Origin of the sequence: Acinetobacter sp. SwsAc5 (genome assembly GCF_013391485.1) — a bacterium.
GTDB lineage: Bacteria > Pseudomonadota > Gammaproteobacteria > Pseudomonadales > Moraxellaceae > Acinetobacter > Acinetobacter towneri.
Window position 1 is genome coordinate 1 of the sequence record NZ_JACAXD010000003.1, and the last position, 19,786, is coordinate 19,786.

The window sequence follows — 19,786 nt, forward strand, 5'->3', positions numbered from 1 at the left end:
TGCTGGCGACAATAGCAAGAGTGAACCACCTGATCCCTTCCCGAACTCAGAAGTGAAACCTCTTCGCGCTGATGGTAGTGTGGGGTTACCCATGTGAGAGTAAGTCATCGCCAGCTCATTATTCTAAGTCCCCCTTCTCAATGAGATGGGGGACTTTTTTTATGGATAAAATAAAATGTTAAGAATAATAATCACATTTTTAATGTTGTAAAAACAACATTAAATCCATAATTAATAAAAGGATTTAGACTAATGTTGAATTTTTATTTCCCTTGTTTTGTGTGAAAGTTACAAAATCTACTTGAATAGCAAAGTGGACATGGATGACTGATAAAAATGAAAGTCTTCACTGTAAAAAACGCTATTTGAGTTCACTGAAACACAGCTCACAGGAGGTGAGGAATGGCACATCAAGCAATTAACGTGAATGATGTCATTGATCACGCAAAATTCAAACCATTTCATTTTAATGTCGTGGCATGGTGTCTACTGATCATTTTATTTGATGGCTACGACTTGGCAATTAATGGCGTTGTTTTGCCATTATTGATGGATGAATGGGGCTTGAGTGCTGTTCAGGCGGGTATGCTTGCCAGTACTGCCTTGGCAGGTATGATGTTTGGTGCCATGATTTTTGGTTCTTTGGCCGATAAAATTGGCCGTAAGAAAGTCATCATGATCTGTATTGTGCTATTTAGTGGTTTAACCTTTGCAGGTGGCTTCGCCTCTAATCCAACTGAGTTTGCGATTTTACGTTTCTTGGCGGGTTTAGGCATTGGTGGTGTAATGCCAAACCTTGTGGCCTTAACTTCTGAATATGCACCTAAAACCATGCGTAGCACCTTAGTGACTACTATGTTTAGTGGTTATGCTGTAGGTGGTGTAATGGCAGCCTTACTTGGCTCATGGTTTACCCCAAGTTTTGGCTGGGAAATCATGTTCTTTATTGCAGGTATCCCATTGTTTTTATTGCCTGTGATTTGGAAATTCTTGCCAGAATCTTTAACCTTTATTGTCAAAGAAAATAAGCAAGATCAAGCCCGTCCAATCGTAGCGCGTTTAGCACCAGATTTAAAAATTACCGAAGACACCACTTTTGAATTGTATCAGGTTGGTGTGCCTGAAGCTGCTAACGTGGTGAGCTTGTTCAAACGCGGTCGTGCAGTGAATACTTTATTGTTCTGGTTAGCGTTCTTTACTTGTCTATTAACCATGTATGCACTCAGCAGCTGGTTGCCAAAACTGATGATGGCGGCAGGCTATTCTATGGACAACAGCTTAATGTTCATGATGGTGATGAACGTAGGTGCAGTCGTTGGTATCGTGGGTGGTGGTATTTTAGCAGACCGTTTCCACTTAAAACCTGTATTGATGTTCTTGGGAATCATGGGTGCATTGGTGATGAGCCTCATGGGCTTCCAATCTAATCAATTCTTGCTTTACATCTTAGTATTCTTGGCGGGTGCAGCATCTATTGGTTCACAAATGTTGTTGTATAGCTATGTGGCACAATATTACCCACTTGCGGTACGCTCAACAGGTATTGGCTGGTCATCTGCCATTGGTCGTATGGGTGCGATTGTGGGTCCAATTTTAATTGGCGGCTTATTGGGTATGAATTTACCTGCACACTTCAACTTTATGGCAGTAGGTTTGCCAGTGCTGATCACTGCAATTGCGGTTGCCTTGATTATGAGTGAAGATGAAGCTGAGCAAATTAAAGCAGGCAAAGCAGTTGCTGCCAAAGCTTAAACTTGTAATGTGCTAAGTTCAAAAGTCCTCAACCTTGTTTGGGGACTTTTTGATTATGGGGTGTGTAAATAGAAAGTGATGATAGATAAAGTTATATACTCAAGACACAGATAAAAAGAAACCCCATCATCCTGACGGGGTTTCTTTGTATTTCGTGTTTAGGTATAACTCCTGTCGTACCTCACGATCCTGGTGCTCAAACCTATTATTGTTGTTTTCTGTTTGGGAAACATCCTGTCTCCTTATGCTTTAAAGAATACCGTAAGCTCAAAATACTGCCTAGCCTCATTTTGCTTCAGTGCATGTAAGCAAAAACTGACAAAGTGATGAATGATACTGACGCTGTTTTTGAGCAAACGATAAAATACCGAGCTTATTTTTGTCCATAAACAGGCGTATACTGATTGCGTGATTGGAGTAAATATGTCTGATTTAGCTGCAGCATCTCATGTTCAGTATGGTACTAAGCCGTTTAAAGCCATTCTTTTTTCGTTGTTTCTAGCGGGTTTCGCTTCTTTTTCGACCTTGTACTGTGTGCAACCGATGATGCCAATTTTGGCCGATTTTTTTACGGTTACACCAACCCAAAGTAGTTTCCCGCTGTCATTTTCTACTGTGGCTTTGGCGATAGGTTTGCTTTTCACAGGTTTTATTTCAGATCGTTTTGGGCGTAAACCTATTATGGTTTTGGCTTTATTTTTAGCTGCCATTTTATTAATTCTGAGTGCCTTACTTCCAATCTGGTCATTCTTTTTAACCACACGAATTTTTATTGGCATTGCTGTGAGTGGTGTAGCTGCGGTCGCCATGACCTATATTGGTGAAGAAATTCGACAGCAAGATATTGGTTTTGCTATGGGGCTGTATATTTCGGGTACGGCCATTGGTGGCATGGGTGGACGTTTAATTGCTGGGGTCTTGGTCGATTTTATTTCTTGGCAAGCGGCAACCTTAATTATTGGTAGTTTGAACTTACTGATTGCAATCACCTTTTATATGTTACTGCCCGCATCGAAAAATTTTACAGCGTATCCGATTCGCTTCTCGCGGTTTAGAGATGCTTTTGTTGCCAATTTGGCAGACCGTAAATTAAGAATCCTGTTTTTACAGGGCTTTTTGCTGATGGGCTGTTTCGTTAGTATTTTCAATTACATTAGCTATTATTTATTGGCTAAACCATTTGAGCTTTCTCAAGTTTGGATTGGGGTAATTTCAATTGCCTATTTGGCGGGTATTTACAGTTCACCACGCGCAGCAAGCTGGGGCAATCGTATTGGACGTGAACGTGTGTTGCCTATGGTGATTGTCCTAATGTTGATCGCATTATGGTTGATGTCGATTGCATATTTAGCCGTCGTATTGGCTGCATTGGTGCTATTTACCTTTGCTTTTTTTGCCGCACATTCTACTGCCAGTAGTTGGGTGTCGATTCAAGCACTGCAGTATCGTGCAGTGGGATCATCATTATATTTATTTAGTTACTACATGGGTTCGAGTTTGCTCGGTAGTGGTAGCGGTCTGATTTGGGAACAATGGGGCTGGTCAGGTCTGACATGGGTGATGACTGCGGTCTTGGGTGTGGCGCTTTATGGCGCGTGGCGTTTAAAGCTTAAACCAACAGCGCTGCGATAAGCATTCAGGATTATTGCTTTAGGCTTATCCCTTTATGCTTTTCTTATTCAGATACCAACTTAAGATATAAAAATAGTTTGCTGATTTTGTGTGTTTTTTAATCAAGCAAGATGAATGGAATTCATGCTAAAATAGTCGGCTTTCATCTTTGATCGACTTTTGATCTTCCACTTCCCAGCCGAGAATTGCAAGCCATGTCTACTGCTTATACTGCTCAGACCGCACCCAAAGCGTTGTTTGATTACGACAAATATTGGGCGTCATGTTTTGAGCCTGCGCCATTTTTGCCGATGTCACGCGAAGAAATGGATCAGCTTGGTTGGGATGCCTGCGATTTTATTTTGGTTTGTGGTGATGCTTATATTGATCATCCCTCTTTTGTATCGGGCGTGATTGGTCGTGTGCTTGAGGCGCAGGGCTTTCGTGTCGGGATCATCGCCCAACCAGACTGGACCAATGTGGAATCTTTTCGGGTACTAGGGAAGCCGACCATTGCTTGGGGTGTCACCGCGGGCAATATGGACTCGATGATCAACCGCTATACCGCAGACCGTAAAATCCGTTCTGATGATGCTTATTCGCCAGACAATCAGCCGAATAAACGTCCTGACCGTGCAGCTACGGTGTACTGTCAGCGTTGTCGTGAAGCCTTTCCAGATGTGCCTGTTTTACTGGGCGGGATTGAAGGCTCGCTACGTCGTATTGCGCATTATGACTATTGGTCGGACAAAGTTCGTCGCTCAATTTTAATGGATTCTAAAGCCGACTTATTAATGTACGGCAATGGCGAGCGTTCGATTATTGAAGTGATGCACCGTTTGGCCAAAGGTGAAAAAATCCACGAAATTACAGATGTACGTGGTACAGCATTTATTATCAATAAACATAACCGTGCGTCTAAAGCTCAATTTGTTGAAATTGCATCTAATGATGTAGACAGCGTAGGTCGTGTCGATCCAATCATCAACCCTTATGTGATGACCGAAGATTTAGACGGTTGTGAGATTGAAAAAGATAAGGGCAACAACCTCGCGCAATATCAAAATTTCCAGAAAGATGTAGTCAGCAATCCAATTGTTCGTGAAGGTGATCAGCTAGATGCAGATACCCAGATTGTGCAATTGCAGCCTGCTTCAAAAGCAATTAAACACAAATTACCCCCACGTGAATTGGCAGTGATTCGTTTGCCTTCTTTTGAGGAAGTGGCGAATGATCCTGTGCTGTATGCGCATGCTAACCGTATTTTGCATTTAGAAACTAACCCGGGCAATGCGCGTGCTTTGGTGCAAAAGCATGGTGAACGTGATGTGTGGTTGAATGCACCGCCTATTCCGTTGACTACGGAAGAAATGGACTATGTATTCGATTTACCGTATGCACGTTTGCCGCATCCATCTTATGGCAATGCACGTTTCCCTGCTTTTGATATGATCAAGTTTTCGGTCAATATCATGCGTGGTTGTTTTGGTGGCTGTACTTTCTGTTCGATTACCGAACACGAAGGACGAATTATCCAAAACCGTTCTGAAGAATCCATTTTGCGTGAAGTGGAAAAAATTCGGGATACTGCGCCTGGCTTTACTGGCATTATTTCAGACTTGGGTGGCCCGACTGCAAATATGTACCGTTTGCATTGTAAAGACCCTGAAATTGAAAAGAATTGTCGTAAACCCTCTTGTGTATTCCCGGGCGTATGTCAAAACTTACATACCGATCATGCACCTTTAACCCAGTTATATCGTAAAGCGCGTGAACTGAAAGGTATTAAAAAAATTCTGATTGGTTCAGGTTTACGTTATGACTTGGCAGTGTTGAACCCTGAATATGTACGTGAATTGGTGACGCATCATGTGGGCGGTTATTTAAAAATTGCACCAGAGCATACCGAAAAAGGTCCATTATCTAAGATGATGAAACCGGGTATTGGTACGTATGACCGCTTTAAACAAATGTTTGATCGTTTCAGTAAAGAGGCGGGCAAAGAGCAATATTTAATTCCGTACTTTATTGCCGCGCATCCGGGAACGACCGATTACGACATGATGAATTTGGCGTTGTGGCTGAAAAAGAATGGTTTCCGTGCCGATCAGGTGCAGACCTTCTATCCATCGCCAATGGCAACCGCTTCGACCATGTATTACACGGGTAAAAACCCACTGGCCAAAGTGGCGCGTTATACCGAAAATGTGGATATTGTCAAAGGCGAAAAACGTCGTCGTTTGCATAAAGCTTTCTTACGTTACCATGATCCAAACAACTGGCCGTTGTTGCGTGAAGCCTTAAAAGAAATGGGACGTGCAGATTTAATCGGAAACTCTAAACAGCACCTGATTCCAACCTATCAGCCGCAAGGCACAGATGGACAGTATCAAACGGCACGTAAGAAAAACTCGACTGTCGCGGGTGATTCACAAAAACGTACGGGGCAAAGTGGTAATCGTGCTCAGAACAGTAATCGTCCGAAGAAAGGGCGAATATTGACTCAGCACACAGGTTTGCCGCCACGTGAAACAGGTGAAAAACGTCCATTTTCACACAAAAAATCTAAGCCAAAATCGAAAGCTTAGTACTTGAAGTTAAGATCCATCAAAAGGCGCTGCAGCGCCTTTTTTGTTTGCTTTTCATTTCATCGGAATTGTCCGACAATCGAATCTGTTAAGCATTGCTTTGTTATTTTTTTGCATGCTATACAGTATTCGTATCTAATGATAAAAACACGCTTAGATGCTACAGCACTTAGACAAAAGGCTGGCTTGTGAAACAAAATTTCTGTTTCTATGATGGTTTTGTCAATGTTTCATGTAGTTTCTTAAATGGAACGTTTAAATATAAAAGCGTGTTATATACTGATTTGATGAAAAAATCGGCATGAAGCCGAAACAACTATAAAAATGATTTTAAGGATTGAATAATGACCATTTATATTTTGATTGGGGTTTTGATACTGATTTTCTTTCTCTTGATGGCGGTTAAGGGCTTGGAAAATAGAGAAAAACCTCAGGACAGTGCACTAAAGCAACGTGCAATTTTTAACTTAAATGAACAGCTGACGTATACACGTTTGCAGGAAATTTTACCTCAACATATCATCTTGGCGCATGTGTCTTTTGATGCCTTGCTGACCACGAAATTTTCACGTACTCGACATAAATACCGCAATATGATTGCCGATTTTGTGGTGTTGGATGCTAATCATCAGGTCGTTGCAATTGTAGCCTTAGATGATTTGTTGATGCTGAAACGTAGCCGCAATGCGCAATACCAAGATGAATTGCTGCGTTTGGCGGGTTATAAAGTGCTGCGTTATGAAGATGTGCCTGAATATCACGAATTGCGTGAAGCTTTTGGGCAGTCACCGTCATCGTATGCAGACTTAGAAGATTTGGATACAGCCTTAAAAAAGTATGATTTTTTAGCGCATTCTGTACGCCATAAAGTGAAGGTATTGGGCTAAACGCTTGCCGCTAAAGTCACTAGATAGACAATATGAATCAGCATGTCGCCATGACATGCTGATTTTTTTAATTGGCTGTAACTCTTGATTTAATCGTGTCTATTTTACGTTGGGTTGCTATTCAGGTTTGACTGCAACCACAGTCATCTCAACCAAAACGTCAGGATGGTATAACTTGGCTTCTACGCAGGTACGCGGTAAAGCTTGTATATCTGCCACCCAAGCATCCCAAACTTGATTCATTGCGGCATAATCGCGCTCAATGTTTTTTAGAAAAATCATCACCGACATGATGTGACTTTTATCTGTACCCGCATCTGCCAGTAAACGATCAATCAGGGCAAGTGTTTGTTGGGTTTGCCCCACAATATCTTGTTGTGTGTCTTCTGCCAGTTGCCCTGCCAAATGGACTAAATTTCCAGAAATTGCAATTTCAGAATAACGTTTTTGAATATGTAGACGTTGAACAGCCATTGGGTGTAATCCTCGCGCCAAGCGATTAGGTATAAAAAGCGTGAGGTATTATAGAGGCAGGCAAGCACGTGGAAAATATGCAGGCAGTAGTCTGCTTAAAATAAAAAGTAGTTGAATGGAAAATATGAGGAAAAGAGAGATGCGGTATTAAAGCGGCGAAGTGCCAAGCGCAGAGTTGTCCTGTAATCTTCGGATTTGATCGTCACGCCAATCACAGGACAAGTATGCCAAAAGTAATGGTGATTTTTGACATCTCAGCGTATGTACGGATAAATACATCGCGCGCATAGATTACTCTAAAAAGCACAACTGTGAAGGGTAAATTGTCTTATTTTTATTCTTTTGGCTGAAATTTATACAAAAGTTGGCTTTAGTATTCATCGGCAAGTATTGGCTAGGTATGTTTTATGTAGAGCGGGAAGTTTACCGCTTTAAAATCCGTGATATTTATGAGTTGTGATATTTACAGCAAAGATAGTTGTGCTTGCTCATCGGCAGGGCTGAGTTGATACAGACCGACCCCAATTAAACGGAATTGATCCTGTGCGGGAATATGCATTTCGTGAAGCAAAAGCTGCAGGACTTTTTCAAGATCATTTTTAGTTTCAAGAGGCTGTTTAAAACTTTTGCTATGTTGTAAGACCTGAAAATTTTTGAGTTTCAATTTGGCCGATACGCCACGTGCAACATATTGTTTTTTCACTAAACTGTGCCAAACCTGATCAATCAAGCTAGACCAGTAAGCTGCACATTCGGCTAAGTTTAAGTCATCATCAAAGGTGATTTCTTTGGAAATTTGCTGGCGCTCACGTTCTGCCTGCACAGGACGTTCATCAATCCCTTGGGCAAATAAAAACAGGCGTTTTCCATATTTGCCAAAATGATGAATCAACAGGTTTTCTTCAATGTGTTGCAAATCGCCTAAGGTATTTAAATTCAAGCTTTTTAATTTTTCCTGCGTGACTTTACCTACGCCTGGAATTTTCTTTAAGGGTAAGTCCTGAATAAACTGCTGCACTTGACTGGGTTTAATCACGCAAATGCCATTGGGTTTATGCCAGTCCGAAGCAATTTTCGCTAAAAATTTATTCGGTGCGACACCTGCCGAGGCCGTTAAACCTGTACTTTGAAAAATATCTGCCCGAATCCGCATTGCGACTTCAGTTGCGCTTGGAATACCTTGTAAATTTTCGGTGACATCTAAATAAGCTTCATCTAAAGACAAGGGTTCAATAAGTGGTGTATAACGCTGAAAAATCTGATGAATTTGTGTGGAAACCTCACGATAGAGTGCAAAATTGGGTTCGAGTACCACCACCTGCGGGCAGCGTTTGCGGGCTTGTGCCATCGACATGGCAGAACGTAAACCAAACTCACGCGCAGGGTAAGATGCCGCAGCAATCACAGCTCGAGGATGATGCGAAGCAATCACCACAGGCAAATGCTGCAATTCAGGACGACTGCGCAGCTCAACAGAGGCATAAAAGGCATCCATATCAATATGAATGATTTTCCGCATGGCACAAACTAGATGAAGCGTTTAGATTTCAACAGTATCGCATGTTTAGGAAGTCGGTTGTAGCATCGGAGTAAGCGGATAAGGCGTGTTGCTATTCAGCAAAATCACCCGTGTCGGTTGCTGTTCTGGATAGTCGATCAAACGCTGTAAACTCCGTGGGCTGTGATCGGCAATGCGGGGTAAAAACTCTAAAGGGCGCTAAAGGCTGGAAAAAATTATCCCAATGAATTGGAATCACGACACGAGGGCGCAACGTTCCCACAGTTTCATCTAAATAATGCTGTTGAAAAGCAACCGATTGTTTAGAGAGCTGTGCAATCCCTAAAAATAAAGTATCTACCTGCAAGTGTTGTAATTGTTTAGAAATCGCGCCTGTACTGGCTTTGACTAAAATGTTCTGTTCAGGATGCTGAATGTAATAATCAAAACTGCCGCCTTCTTTAAATTCATAAAAACGGGCAGGTAAGGACAATGGTTGTTGAATTTGTTCACCTAAATCATTATTCACAGCGGTAGCAGGGGTATGCTGTGATGGAATAGCCGTAATCTTAAACTTTCCAATCTGTATTGGTTGGGCAGGATTGACAAGGCTTAATCGAGATTCAGGAATGGCAGCACCACGGGCAATGTTCAAACTACTTTCTGAACCGATGATTTGACTGTGTTTGAGTTGCTGCGCCAAAAATGGCAAATCTAGCGTGTGATCATAATGCGAATGGGTGATCAAAATCGCACGTGTGCGTTGTAATTGATGCTGTTGAATCAACTTGTGCAATAAGGCTGGTTGGCTGTCTAACTTGTTCCACATGACTTGTGCAAGAGAGGGGCGACTAAAAAATCCATCAATCAGAATTTGGTTTTCACCATCATCAAACAACAGGGTAGATACGCCAAAATAATGTACTTTTAAGTTGGCATTTGTGGTTTTTACTGGATATTGCCATGCGGAAAATTGTTCTAGTTTGCCTGCGGGGTGTAATAGGTAAAACAGTGCGAATCCTGCACAAATGCTGAGCGTAAGCGCAGCCCAAAGCAGTCCTTTAATAATTTTCATGACGGTACTTTTTTATTGTGATGCGGCTATCTTGTTATTTTTTCTGGCTCAGTTCAAGTCTTGCGGGTTGAATCGCGTTGTCTGTTAAAAAACGCTGCCATTGTTTGCTATTGCCATAAAAAACATTCAGGTCAACAGGGCTGTGAATACCTTTTATTTGACCCTGATTGGTATGTTGCCAAAATAACCATTTTGGCTGACCTGCCAGTTGTGGTTTACCCTGATATTCTCTGACCCAAAGTGGTGTTTGCTTAAAGCTTTCAGTTAATACCATATTGTAAAAGGCTTTAGATACATAAAAAATCGGTTGTTTTTCATAATGTTGATATAGCGCATCATGCATGATTTGAATTTCGCGCAGTAACTGTTCTTTGGTATAGGTATTGATGCAGTTGCTGTCATACTCCAAGTCAATTACAGGTGGCAAACTGTCGGATTTTTTTGGAACAGTCGCAATAAAGTTTTCTGCCTGAATTGCTCCATCACGGCATAAGCGATAAAAATGATAGGCGCCGACCAAAAAGCCATGTTCACGGGCTTTGAGCCAGTTATCCTGAAATTTACGGTCTTTAAAATCGCCCCCTTCGGTGGCTTTTAAATAGACAAAGGCATATTTTTGTGGGGAAATTTTATGCCACTGAACATCGCCTTGATGATGTGACACGTCAAATCCTTGAATCGGATATTCTTCGGTTGCCGCAGGTTGTTGGCGCAACACACCCAAATACAATAAAACCGCCAAAACAGCACTGCCAAGCATCGCAATGGTCATACGATAGTGCGGTGTAAAAGCTGAGTTTTTAGCTTGATTGGACGGTTTGCGCATGTTGAAAAGGCTTCGCGGAGCAAAGTCATATCATAACGTGCAGTGCGGTGTAGCACCATGCGCTTTCGGTAATGGCGTTTTAAACAGCCGTGTGTTTGGGGATATTCCAAAACACTAAAAATGCCAAAATATTTAATACACCCAAACAAATTAAAGTGGCATGAAAGGCACTGACTAACTGTCCTGCGCCGTAATAGGCACTAAACATATTCACCAAAGTACCTGCCAATGCCACGCCAATACTCATCGACAGCATCATAATCATGGATAAAAAACTATTGCCGCTGCTGGCATCTTGTTGAGGTAAATCTTTGAGTGTAAAGGTATTCATACCCACAAACTGCAATGAATTAAGCACCCCAAATATAAAAAAATGCAAGGCACGTAACCAAATCGCAGTTTCAGCAGTGGTCAGCGCAAAACTAGCAATACACGCCCCGACCAATAACGTATTGGTCAGTAAAAACTGCCGATAGCCAAAACGTTGAATTAAAGGCCGAATAATTGGTTTAGATACCAAAGAACCAAGCACAGTTGGAATCATCATCAAACCTGTGATAAATGGTTCAAAACCAAAAGCCACCTGCAGCATGATTGGCATGATAAAAGGCATGGCATTGCCCCCGAAGCGGGCAAAAAAGTTACCTAAAATACCAATGGCATATAAGCGATTTTTAAATAAATCGCTGCGAAATAAGGCATTTTGATGAGTATGGGCATGGCGGGCATAGCATGCTGCGGCAATACCGCCAGCCAAGATTAACGCTAAATTCCAAAGCAGATTATGTTGTGGATTGGCAAAATTTTCGATGCCTAAAGATAAGCCCGCCATCGCCACAACTAATAGGATAAACCCGAGAAAATCAAAGTTTTTAACTTCAGTTTCAGTCACATTCGGCATGGCTTTAATACAAATCCAACAGCCCAAGATGCCCATAGGAATGTTGATCAGGAAAATCCAGTGCCACGTGGCGACTTCGACCAACCAGCCACCCAGCGTTGGGCCAATTAAGGGGCCAATCAACCCTGCCAGACTCATCAGGCTCATGGCAGATAAAAACTGGGTACGTGGAATGATTTTTAACATCGCCAAGCGCCCGACAGGCAAGAGCAATGCGCCACCAATACCTTGAATCACCCGATAAAACAGTAATTCATTCAGACTCGCTGCTGCAGCACAACCCAAAGAGGCAAGGGTAAAAATGATAATCGCTGCAAAATAGGTGTTGCGTACTCCAAAACGATCTGCCAACCATCCACTTAATGGAATACACGCTGCCACCGAGAGCACATACGCCACCACAACACTGTGCATCCGCAGCGGGTCTTCCTGCAGGCTATTCGCCATTGCAGGGATTGCTGTATTCACAATGGTGGTGTCGAGCGCCTGCATAAAAAAGCCAATTGAAACCAGAAATACCAAAAGACGGTATTCAGGATGCAGGGCTTGATGGGTCGGTGTTTGGTTCATAACTCGGCAAAATGGACATTTGGTCTAGTTTAAACCATTTTGCAATCTAGCGGACTGCATCTGCAAAAGTATGAAAAGTGTTTGAAAATTCAAGTAAATGCCATGAAATTGTCATCTATTTGTCACCGATTATTCACTTTGAGTTTGTAAGTTGGGTGCATTTAGAAAAATGATGAGTAATTTATGAAAACGAAAATTTCTGCATTAATGTTGGCTTTATTGTCTGTGGGGATGGTGGGCTGTAATGATAATAATGATCCTATTCCTGTAAAAGAAGAAGTTGTTGAAGCAACACCTACAACAATTAGTTTGGAGCGTTTAGGGGAATACGATGCACAAGTTTTTGGTGCGAGTGCTGCGGAAATTCCTACTTATGATGCCCAAAGCAAACGTTTATTTGTAGTCAATGCGAAAAATGGTGTGGTCGATGTATTGGATTTAAGCAACCCAAGTGCACCTGTTAAGCTGAACAGCTTGGATGCCAAGACTCATTTAGCGAATTCTGAAGTCAATAGTGTTGCGGTACATCAAGGTATTGTCGCTTTAGCTGTTCAGGCAACACCTAAAACTGATAAAGGCATCGTGGCATTTTTTAAAGCCAAAGACCTGAGCTTTATCAGCAAAGTTGAAGTCGGTGCATTGCCTGATATGTTGACTTTTACTCCAGATGGCAAAAAAGTCTTGGTTGCCAATGAAGGTGAGCCAAATGAAGGTTATAAGATTGATCCAGAAGGTTCAATCAGTATTATTAATCTAACTGACATCAACAAGCCTACTGTAAAAACTGCAGATTTTCAGGCATGGAATACACGTAAGCAGGAATTGCTTGATGCGGGCGTGCGTATTTTTGGGCCAAATGCGACTGTCGCACAAGATTTAGAGCCTGAATATATTGCGGTGAGTGACGATGGTAAAACTGCTTGGGCAAGTCTACAAGAAAACAATGCTATTGCTGTGATTGATTTGATTCAAGACCAAGTGGTCGATATTTTCCCCTTGGGCTATAAAGACTTTGGCTTAGCTGCAAATGCTTTAGATGCAGGTGATCGTGATTGTGTTGTTGGTAAACAAGACTATAACGGTAAAACGATTACAGCCTGTGCTAAAAATGAGGGGATGATTAATATTCAAGCTTGGCCAGGCTTATATGGCATGTATATGCCAGATGCAATTGCGCAATATCAAGCCAATGGACAAAGCTACTTGGTCACTGCCAATGAAGGTGATGCGCGTGAATGGTTGGTTGATGAAGACTTATATTTTGGTACGGATGAAATAACTCAGGGTTATGCAGAAGAAATTCGTGTTAAACACTTATTCAATAATAAAGGCTTCAGTACCAATGGCGATTATGCAGCGCATTTACGTCTATTAAAGTCAGGGGTTAAAGGCGCAAAGCTTGATTCAAACGTATTTAAAGCATGTACCACTACAGATGCCAATGAAGTTTGTGCAGATAATTTAATTAAAGATTCACAATTGGGTCGTTTGACGATTACTTGGACGCAAGGTTACAAGAAAGATACAAATGGTGAGCCTGTGCTAGACAGCGATGGTTTCATGACCTATGACAAATTATATGCTTATGGTGGTCGCTCGTTCAGTATTGTAGATCCTAAAACCAAGAAAATTGTTTGGGACTCAAAAAATGACTTTGAACGTAAAGCTGCTAAATTATTTCCAGAATACTTTAATACCAATCATGAAAAATTAAGTATAGATGATCGTAGTGACAATAAAGGCCCTGAGCCTGAAGGCATTGCTTTAGGTAAAATTGGTCAAAAAACTTTTGCCTTTATTGGGTTGGAGCGTATGGGTGGCATTATGGTGTATGACATTACCCAGCCGACACAAGCATCTTTTGTTGAGTATTTTAATGATCGTAAGTTTGGTGAAACCCGTACATCTTTCGATGCAGAAGGTAATGAGGTTACCGTTGAAAATTCAAATCTCGGTCCCGAAGGTTTGATCTTTATTGCAGCCAAAGACTCGCCTAACGGCAAGCCACTGTTAGTTGTGGGTAATGAAGTCAGTGGAACTACTGCTGTGTACCAAATCAAGTTTAACTAACAGCATTGCAAAATTAGAAATCTATTAAAGGGGGGCACTACGGTGCTCTCTTTTTTATGCTGTAAAACCAGTTTAAAACAGCGCATTAAAAAAGCGAGTCACCGACTCGCTTTCACTTTTATTGCTATTTCATGCACCTAAAGAAGTTCAACCTACAAAATGACGTGGAGAATCCAAATTCTTTAAGGCATTAATAATTTTGTGGGAGTGGTTACACACGATCAGTTTAGCGCGGTGCTGTGGTGGTAAAAAACCTTCGTGTACCGCATGATCTAATTGCTGAATCAGAGCATCATAAAAGCCATTCACATTATATAAAATCATCGGTTTTTGGTGCTGATTCAATTGCCCCCAAGTGGCAATTTCCAAAATTTCTTCAAAAGTACCCAAGCCACCTGGTAACGCCACAAAGGCACTGGCACGATCTGCCATCATCGCCTTACGCTCATGCATGCTTTTTACTACGTGTAATTCGGTTAAATTACTGTGGGCAATTTCATAATCCAGCATAAATTCAGGAATTACTCCCACCGCTTGCCCACCATGTTGCACAACGGTGTCAGCAACCAAACCCATTAATCCAATACTCGCGCCGCCGTAGACCATACCAAAGCCTTGCTCGGCTAGTTTTCTTGCCAGTTGTACTGCTTTTTCCTGATAAATCGGGTTATTGCCAGAGCGCGAACCACAGTACAGTGCCACTAAAGGTTGAGAGGTTTGAGGAGATGGATTATTGATATATTGGGTCATTCTTAATTCGCTATTCATTTATTTTCTTCACCATAGCATGTTCTTTTTGTTGGCTCTAGCTTAGTACTCAAATATGACAAACCCGTCAGTATGTAGTGTTCAATTTGCAAAGATTTGTGAAAGTGCTGCATTGGCGTGGATGATGTCGCAAAAAGGGGATGAATCTGAGCGCAAACTTTCCTATACTCAAAGCTTGTCTGACAACTATAGAATCGTCATGGACAGTGGCAGTAGTCGCACCGAACGAATATTTTTAAATTACATGCTGTGCCAACCAGAGCAAGCAAACTTATCTTTTCAGTGTCATCGCCGTGTGGCACGTTTGACCCATGATATTCAGGAGAAGAGCGCATGATCTTTGAATGGATGTCTGACCCCGCTGCGTGGGTTGGGTTATTGACCCTGATCGTACTCGAAATTGTATTAGGCATTGATAACTTGGTGTTTATTGCCATTTTGGCAGAAAAGTTACCGCCAGAACAACGCAATACGGCACGGGTGGTGGGCTTGCTTCTCGCCTTGGGGATGCGCCTGATTTTACTCGCCTCTATCGCGTGGGTCGTCACTCTGACCCAACCACTGTTTCATATTTTTGAACATCCTTTCTCTGGACGTGACCTGATTTTACTGTTTGGTGGTGTGTTCCTGTTGTTTAAAGGCACCATGGAACTGCGCGAACGCATTGAAGGCAAACCAGCACTAAAAGAAGAAAACCCTGTGCACGCGACTTTCTGGATGGTGATTGTGCAGATTGTGGTGCTAGATGCGGTGTTCTCACTCGACAGCGTGATTACCGCTGTGGGCATGGTGCAGCATTTATCGGTCATGATGATTGCGGTGATTATCGCCATTGGCATTATGTTGTGGGCCTCTAAAGCGCTCATGGACTTTGTCAATAAGCATCCTACCGTGGTGATTCTATGCCTGTGCTTCCTGATGATGATTGGTTTCTCATTGGTGGTGGAAGGCTTTGGCTATCACATTCCAAAAGGCTATTTATATGCCGCCATCGGTTTCTCGGTGATGATTGAATTCCTGAACCAAACCATCCGCAGAAATCAGGAAAAAACCGTGACCACCACCGATTTGCGCTACCGTACTGCTTCGGCTGTGATGCGGATGTTAGGTGGCAAAAGTCAAAATACGGCAGAAAGCAGTCATATCAATGAAGATGTTTTAGCTACCCGCGCCTTTGCCGATGAAGTCTTTGATGCTGAAAATGGCGTCTATCACAGCGTGATGGTACAAGGAGTGTTGGGCTTATCTGAGCGTCCTGTAAAGTCGGTGATGACGCCACGCCCTGAATTGGAATGGATTGATTTAGACGAAGATGATGCTTCAATTCGCAGCCAATTATTAAGTATGACCCATTCACGAGTGATTGTGGCACGTGGTGAACTGGACAATATTTCAGGCATTGTCTTAACCCATAAAGTTATGAATCAATACATTGAAACAGGTGTACTGGACTTTGAAACACATTTGCGTGAACCCGTAATTGTGCATGAAAATGCCCAAGTTTTGATGGTGATGGAGCAATTGCGTCAAGCACCGCTGCAAATGGCGATTGTGCTGAATGAATACGGCTCGATTGAAGGCGTTGCCACACCTATTGATATTCTGGAAGCAATTGCAGGTGAATTCCCAGATGAAGATGTACTCGAAGCCAGTGCTGAAAGTTTGGAAGATGGCACATTATTGCTAGATGGTTCCATTGATATTCGCCACGTATCTTTATTATTAGGTCGTGATTTGGTGGATGAAAGCGAGCAATATTCAACTTTATCAGGCTATATTTTATTCCATTTGGGACGTTTGCCTGAAAATGGTGAGAAATTGCTTTCCGATGGTTATGTTTTTGAAATTGTGACCATGGATGGACATAAAATTGAAAAAGTGCATTTGATTCAGCAGGAATCTTCAAGCGCATCATAAACTGAACGCCAAACTGCATTTCAGTCTTGTGCTTCCGCTAAAATAGCCTGCATTGTCAGGCTGTTTTGGGGCTGTTGCCATTGCAAATATAGACGAAGTGTCAACAGACCCTATTATTGATTTAAATTTCTGGAATTTTCTATGCATCACTTGGCATGTCCGTGCGGGCAAGGCGATTATCAATACTGCTGCCAACCTTTACACGTGGGGCAGGCACATGCAGAAACCGCGAGCCAACTCATGCGTTCACGCTATAGCGCTTTTGCCTTGCAACAAATTGATTATATTGTGCAAACTACTGCGCTAGGACAACAGGCAAGTTTGGATGTTGACGCAATTGCAGATTGGAGCAAGTCGAATCAATGGTTAAAGCTCGAAGTGCTGAATAGCAATGAAAAGTTAGATAAAAGCCATGCCCAAGTTGAATTTAAAGCCCATTACCATGATGCTAAGCAGGCGCAAATTCACCATGAAATTTCCCATTTTGTGCAACATCAGGCACGCTGGTATTTTCTAGATCCGACCACAGGGCAACAGCCGACCATGAAACAGCCGTGTATTTGTGGTTCGGGTAAAAAATTTAAGCAATGTTGTGCGCAATTTTTATAACTTTATCTTGGTTTTTCGCTTATTATAACGCGCATCTATTGGCCTAGTGAAAGAAGGGCAAGTCCATGTTGTTGTTGGTCATTTACTTAATCGCGATTACCGCAGAAGCGATGACAGGCGCATTGTCTGCAGGGCGTCGCAGCATGGATTGGTTTGGTGTCACCTTAATTGCCTGTGTCACCGCATTGGGCGGTGGTTCGGTGCGAGATGTGTTATTGGGGCATTATCCGTTGACTTGGGTCAAACATCCTGAATATTTGGTGCTGACCTGTATTGCGGCTTTTATCACTATTTTAATTGCCAAATGGATGCGTCATTTACGTTCCATTTTCTTGGTGCTCGATGCTTTAGGTTTAATTGGCTTCACCATTATTGGTTGCCAAATTGCTTTGGAAATGGGGCATGGTTTTGTAGTGTCTGCCGTTGCAGGTGTTTTAACAGGTGTGTCAGGCGGGATTCTGCGTGATATTCTGTGTAACGATGTGCCTTTGGTGTTCCGTCGTGAGCTATATGCCAGTATTTCTTTTGTTTCCGTAATTTGCTATTGGTTGTGTATCGAAATCGGTTTATCGCTTGAATTAACCGTGATCGCAACACTTATTTTTGGTTTTACCTTGCGTTTGATTGCGATTTATTTTGGCTTAGAAATGCCTAAATTTATTTATCAGGATGATGATGAACATTCAGCATCCTCTAAAGATGAAACCTAATTGGTTATAAGAATTGTATTGAATATCTAAATAGAAGCGAACCGATCACTAGATCGGTTTTTTAATGCTATCCACATCCTGTCAATTCATAGTATAAAAATACAACAGCAGTTGTGTTTTAGCCCATATCCTTTTAGCCAACTTAAAGAGTGTGTTATGGATTTAGTTTCGCGTGTGCAACGTCTACCCATTGGAAAATTCCACTATAGCCTACTGGTGGTGATTGGTTTGGGCTGGATGTTTGATGCCATGGATACAGGACTGATCTCCTTTATTTTGGCAAAAATGGCAGAAGACTGGAGCATGACCCCTGCCGAAAAAGGCATGGTGGTGTCAATTGGCTTTGTCGGAATGGCCATTGGCGCAGTCTTTTCAGGTGGTCTGGCCGATAAAATTGGACGTAAAACTGTATTTGCCACCACCTTGGTGATTTACAGTCTAGCTACTGCCGCTTGTGCCTTTGCGCCGAATTTAACTTGGTTACTGGTCTTTCGCTTTATTGTCGGTTTAGGTTTGGGCGGGCAGCTTCCCGTAGCGGTGACTTTGGTCAGTGAATACATTCCTGCGCATGTGCGTGGGCGTTTTATTGTATTGCTGGAAAGTTTTTGGGGCTTGGGGTGGTTATGTGCGGCATTGGTTTCTTATTTTGTGATTCCAAAATTTGATTGGCATACAGCATTTTTAATCGGTGGTTTGCCTGCCTTATATGCCTTGGTTATCTGGAAAAAAGTCCCTGAATCTATCCCTTATCTGATCAATCGTGGTCGTATTGCCGAAGCACATGCACTGGTACAAAAGTTTGAGCGTCAATGTGGGGTAGAAGTCATTGAACAGATTGAAGTTCAGCCTGTTGCCGCTAAACAGCATATCTCTTTTACCCAACTGTGGTCGGGGCCATTTGCACGCCGTAGTTTAATGCTGTGGCTGATTTGGTTTGGCATTGTCTATTCCTATTATGGCATTTTCACTTGGTTGCCTAGTCTGTTGGTGCAGCAAGGCTACAGCATCTTGCAATCATTTGAATACGTGTTGGGCATGATTTTGGCGCAATTACCTGGTTATATTGCAGCCGCCTGGTTGGTCGAAAAATTAGGACGCAAAGCCACACTGGCAGGTTTTATTGGCATGTGTGCCGTATCGGCGTACTTCTTTGGTCAGGCGGATAGTGTGGCGATGATCATGTTCTGGGGCTGTTTGATGTCGTTCTTCAACTTGGGCGCTTGGGGGGTGCTATACACCTATACCCCAGAACAATACCCAACCAATATTCGTGCTTTTGGCTCAGGTTGGGCTTCGGCGATTGGACGCATGGGCGGTATTGTCGCCCCGATGGTGGTCACGCACATGATGGTTATGCAAAATGGCTTTAGTTATGTCTTTATGATGTTTACAGCGGTTTTATTGGCTGTTGCTGTGGTGATTGTGGTGTTGGGTGAAGAAACCAAAGGCAGAACTTTAGAGTCGATAGGTTTGTAAAATGACTGCAAGCCATCGTATATTTTGCAATGCTTTTATAAAATGAATATTTTT

15 protein-coding genes, 1 rRNA gene and 1 pseudogene are annotated in these 19,786 nt (G+C 42.3%); 11 read left to right on the plus strand and 6 right to left on the minus strand.

What is annotated here, in order from left to right:
• Window position 1: 1 nt before the first annotated feature.
• From rrf to HYG89_RS02290, 5 genes are all read left to right on the plus strand, one after another.
• Window positions 2-116 (plus strand): 5S ribosomal RNA (gene rrf / locus HYG89_RS02270).
• A gap of 286 nt (window positions 117-402) precedes the next feature.
• Window positions 403-1,752 (plus strand): MFS transporter, encoded by a 1,350-nt coding sequence (locus HYG89_RS02275; RefSeq protein ID WP_096902259.1) that lies wholly within the window; start codon window positions 403-405, stop codon window positions 1,750-1,752.
• Window positions 1,753-2,175: 423 nt separating this feature from the next.
• Window positions 2,176-3,384, plus strand: coding sequence for an MFS transporter (locus HYG89_RS02280; protein WP_178865896.1), 1,209 nt, complete (start codon window positions 2,176-2,178; stop codon window positions 3,382-3,384).
• Window positions 3,385-3,578: 194 nt separating this feature from the next.
• Window positions 3,579-5,951 (plus strand): YgiQ family radical SAM protein, encoded by a 2,373-nt coding sequence (locus tag HYG89_RS02285; RefSeq protein ID WP_178865898.1) that lies wholly within the window; start codon window positions 3,579-3,581, stop codon window positions 5,949-5,951.
• Between the two features lie 344 nt (window positions 5,952-6,295).
• On the plus strand, window positions 6,296-6,838 hold the full coding sequence (locus HYG89_RS02290; protein ID WP_178865900.1) for a DUF2726 domain-containing protein: 543 nt from the start codon (window positions 6,296-6,298) through the stop codon (window positions 6,836-6,838).
• A gap of 117 nt (window positions 6,839-6,955) precedes the next feature.
• Here the strand turns inward: HYG89_RS02290 and HYG89_RS02295 are convergent, their stop codons facing one another.
• From HYG89_RS02295 to mdtD, 5 genes and pseudogenes are all read right to left on the minus strand, one after another.
• Window positions 6,956-7,312 (minus strand): RidA family protein, encoded by a 357-nt coding sequence (locus HYG89_RS02295; RefSeq protein ID WP_070154775.1) that lies wholly within the window; start codon window positions 7,310-7,312, stop codon window positions 6,956-6,958.
• 463 nt (window positions 7,313-7,775) lie between these two features.
• Complete coding sequence (gene dinB / locus HYG89_RS02300) at window positions 7,776-8,831, minus strand: DNA polymerase IV (RefSeq protein ID WP_004975616.1); 1,056 nt, start codon at window positions 8,829-8,831, stop codon at window positions 7,776-7,778.
• Between the two features lie 45 nt (window positions 8,832-8,876).
• Window positions 8,877-9,885, minus strand: a pseudogene (locus HYG89_RS02305) (MBL fold metallo-hydrolase).
• Between the two features lie 34 nt (window positions 9,886-9,919).
• The gene (locus HYG89_RS02310; protein WP_178865902.1) at window positions 9,920-10,711 is read right to left on the minus strand and encodes a GH25 family lysozyme; all 792 of its coding nucleotides are present in this window, start codon (window positions 10,709-10,711) and stop codon (window positions 9,920-9,922) included.
• A 79-nt stretch (window positions 10,712-10,790) separates the two neighbouring features.
• Entirely contained in the window at window positions 10,791-12,182 is a 1,392-nt protein-coding gene (gene mdtD, locus HYG89_RS02315; protein ID WP_178865904.1) for a multidrug transporter subunit MdtD, read from the minus strand.
• A 183-nt stretch (window positions 12,183-12,365) separates the two neighbouring features.
• Here mdtD and HYG89_RS02320 point away from each other — a divergent pair, with 183 nt between their 5' ends.
• Window positions 12,366-14,252 carry a choice-of-anchor I family protein gene (locus HYG89_RS02320; RefSeq protein WP_178865906.1) on the plus strand — a complete coding sequence of 629 codons (1,887 nt, stop codon included), beginning with the start codon at window positions 12,366-12,368 and terminating at the stop codon, window positions 14,250-14,252.
• A gap of 147 nt (window positions 14,253-14,399) precedes the next feature.
• On the opposite strand, the gene HYG89_RS02325 is transcribed toward HYG89_RS02320, so the two are convergent.
• The gene (locus HYG89_RS02325; RefSeq protein WP_096902251.1) at window positions 14,400-15,020 is read right to left on the minus strand and encodes a TIGR00730 family Rossman fold protein; all 621 of its coding nucleotides are present in this window, start codon (window positions 15,018-15,020) and stop codon (window positions 14,400-14,402) included.
• Window positions 15,021-15,075: 55 nt separating this feature from the next.
• Here HYG89_RS02325 and HYG89_RS02330 point away from each other — a divergent pair, with 55 nt between their 5' ends.
• The 5 genes from HYG89_RS02330 (at window position 15,076) to HYG89_RS02350 (ending at window position 19,732) form a co-directional block, all read left to right on the plus strand.
• On the plus strand, window positions 15,076-15,357 hold the full coding sequence (locus tag HYG89_RS02330; RefSeq protein WP_131261671.1) for a hypothetical protein: 282 nt from the start codon (window positions 15,076-15,078) through the stop codon (window positions 15,355-15,357).
• Window positions 15,354-16,937 carry a TerC family protein gene (locus HYG89_RS02335; RefSeq protein ID WP_178865908.1) on the plus strand — a complete coding sequence of 528 codons (1,584 nt, stop codon included), beginning with the start codon at window positions 15,354-15,356 and terminating at the stop codon, window positions 16,935-16,937. Before HYG89_RS02330 ends, HYG89_RS02335 begins: the two co-directional genes overlap by 4 nt.
• Before the next feature lie 141 nt (window positions 16,938-17,078).
• Window positions 17,079-17,546 carry a YchJ family protein gene (locus tag HYG89_RS02340; RefSeq protein ID WP_178865910.1) on the plus strand — a complete coding sequence of 156 codons (468 nt, stop codon included), beginning with the start codon at window positions 17,079-17,081 and terminating at the stop codon, window positions 17,544-17,546.
• 65 nt (window positions 17,547-17,611) lie between these two features.
• Window positions 17,612-18,256 carry a trimeric intracellular cation channel family protein gene (locus tag HYG89_RS02345; RefSeq protein ID WP_178865912.1) on the plus strand — a complete coding sequence of 215 codons (645 nt, stop codon included), beginning with the start codon at window positions 17,612-17,614 and terminating at the stop codon, window positions 18,254-18,256.
• A 156-nt stretch (window positions 18,257-18,412) separates the two neighbouring features.
• A complete protein-coding gene (locus tag HYG89_RS02350) occupies window positions 18,413-19,732 on the plus strand; it encodes an MFS transporter (RefSeq protein ID WP_178865914.1) in 1,320 nt (439 codons plus the stop codon).
• Window positions 19,733-19,786: the final 54 nt, after the last annotated feature.

Excerpts from the sequence above, each read along its gene's own strand:
- HYG89_RS02275 (WP_096902259.1), top strand. The coding sequence starts at position 403 with ATGGCACATCAAGCAATTAACGTGAATGATGTCATTGATCACGCAAAA.
- HYG89_RS02280 (WP_178865896.1), top strand. The coding sequence starts at position 2,176 with ATGTCTGATTTAGCTGCAGCATCTCATGTTCAGTATGGTACTAAGCCG.
- HYG89_RS02285 (WP_178865898.1), top strand. The coding sequence starts at position 3,579 with ATGTCTACTGCTTATACTGCTCAGACCGCACCCAAAGCGTTGTTTGAT.
- HYG89_RS02290 (WP_178865900.1), top strand. The coding sequence starts at position 6,296 with ATGACCATTTATATTTTGATTGGGGTTTTGATACTGATTTTCTTTCTC.
- HYG89_RS02295 (WP_070154775.1), bottom strand. The coding sequence starts at position 7,312 with ATGGCTGTTCAACGTCTACATATTCAAAAACGTTATTCTGAAATTGCA.
- dinB (WP_004975616.1), bottom strand. The coding sequence starts at position 8,831 with ATGCGGAAAATCATTCATATTGATATGGATGCCTTTTATGCCTCTGTT.
- HYG89_RS02310 (WP_178865902.1), bottom strand. The coding sequence starts at position 10,711 with ATGCGCAAACCGTCCAATCAAGCTAAAAACTCAGCTTTTACACCGCAC.
- mdtD (WP_178865904.1), bottom strand. The coding sequence starts at position 12,182 with ATGAACCAAACACCGACCCATCAAGCCCTGCATCCTGAATACCGTCTT.
- HYG89_RS02320 (WP_178865906.1), top strand. The coding sequence starts at position 12,366 with ATGAAAACGAAAATTTCTGCATTAATGTTGGCTTTATTGTCTGTGGGG.
- HYG89_RS02325 (WP_096902251.1), bottom strand. The coding sequence starts at position 15,020 with ATGAATAGCGAATTAAGAATGACCCAATATATCAATAATCCATCTCCT.
- HYG89_RS02330 (WP_131261671.1), top strand. The coding sequence starts at position 15,076 with ATGACAAACCCGTCAGTATGTAGTGTTCAATTTGCAAAGATTTGTGAA.
- HYG89_RS02335 (WP_178865908.1), top strand. The coding sequence starts at position 15,354 with ATGATCTTTGAATGGATGTCTGACCCCGCTGCGTGGGTTGGGTTATTG.
- HYG89_RS02340 (WP_178865910.1), top strand. The coding sequence starts at position 17,079 with ATGCATCACTTGGCATGTCCGTGCGGGCAAGGCGATTATCAATACTGC.
- HYG89_RS02345 (WP_178865912.1), top strand. The coding sequence starts at position 17,612 with ATGTTGTTGTTGGTCATTTACTTAATCGCGATTACCGCAGAAGCGATG.
- HYG89_RS02350 (WP_178865914.1), top strand. The coding sequence starts at position 18,413 with ATGGATTTAGTTTCGCGTGTGCAACGTCTACCCATTGGAAAATTCCAC.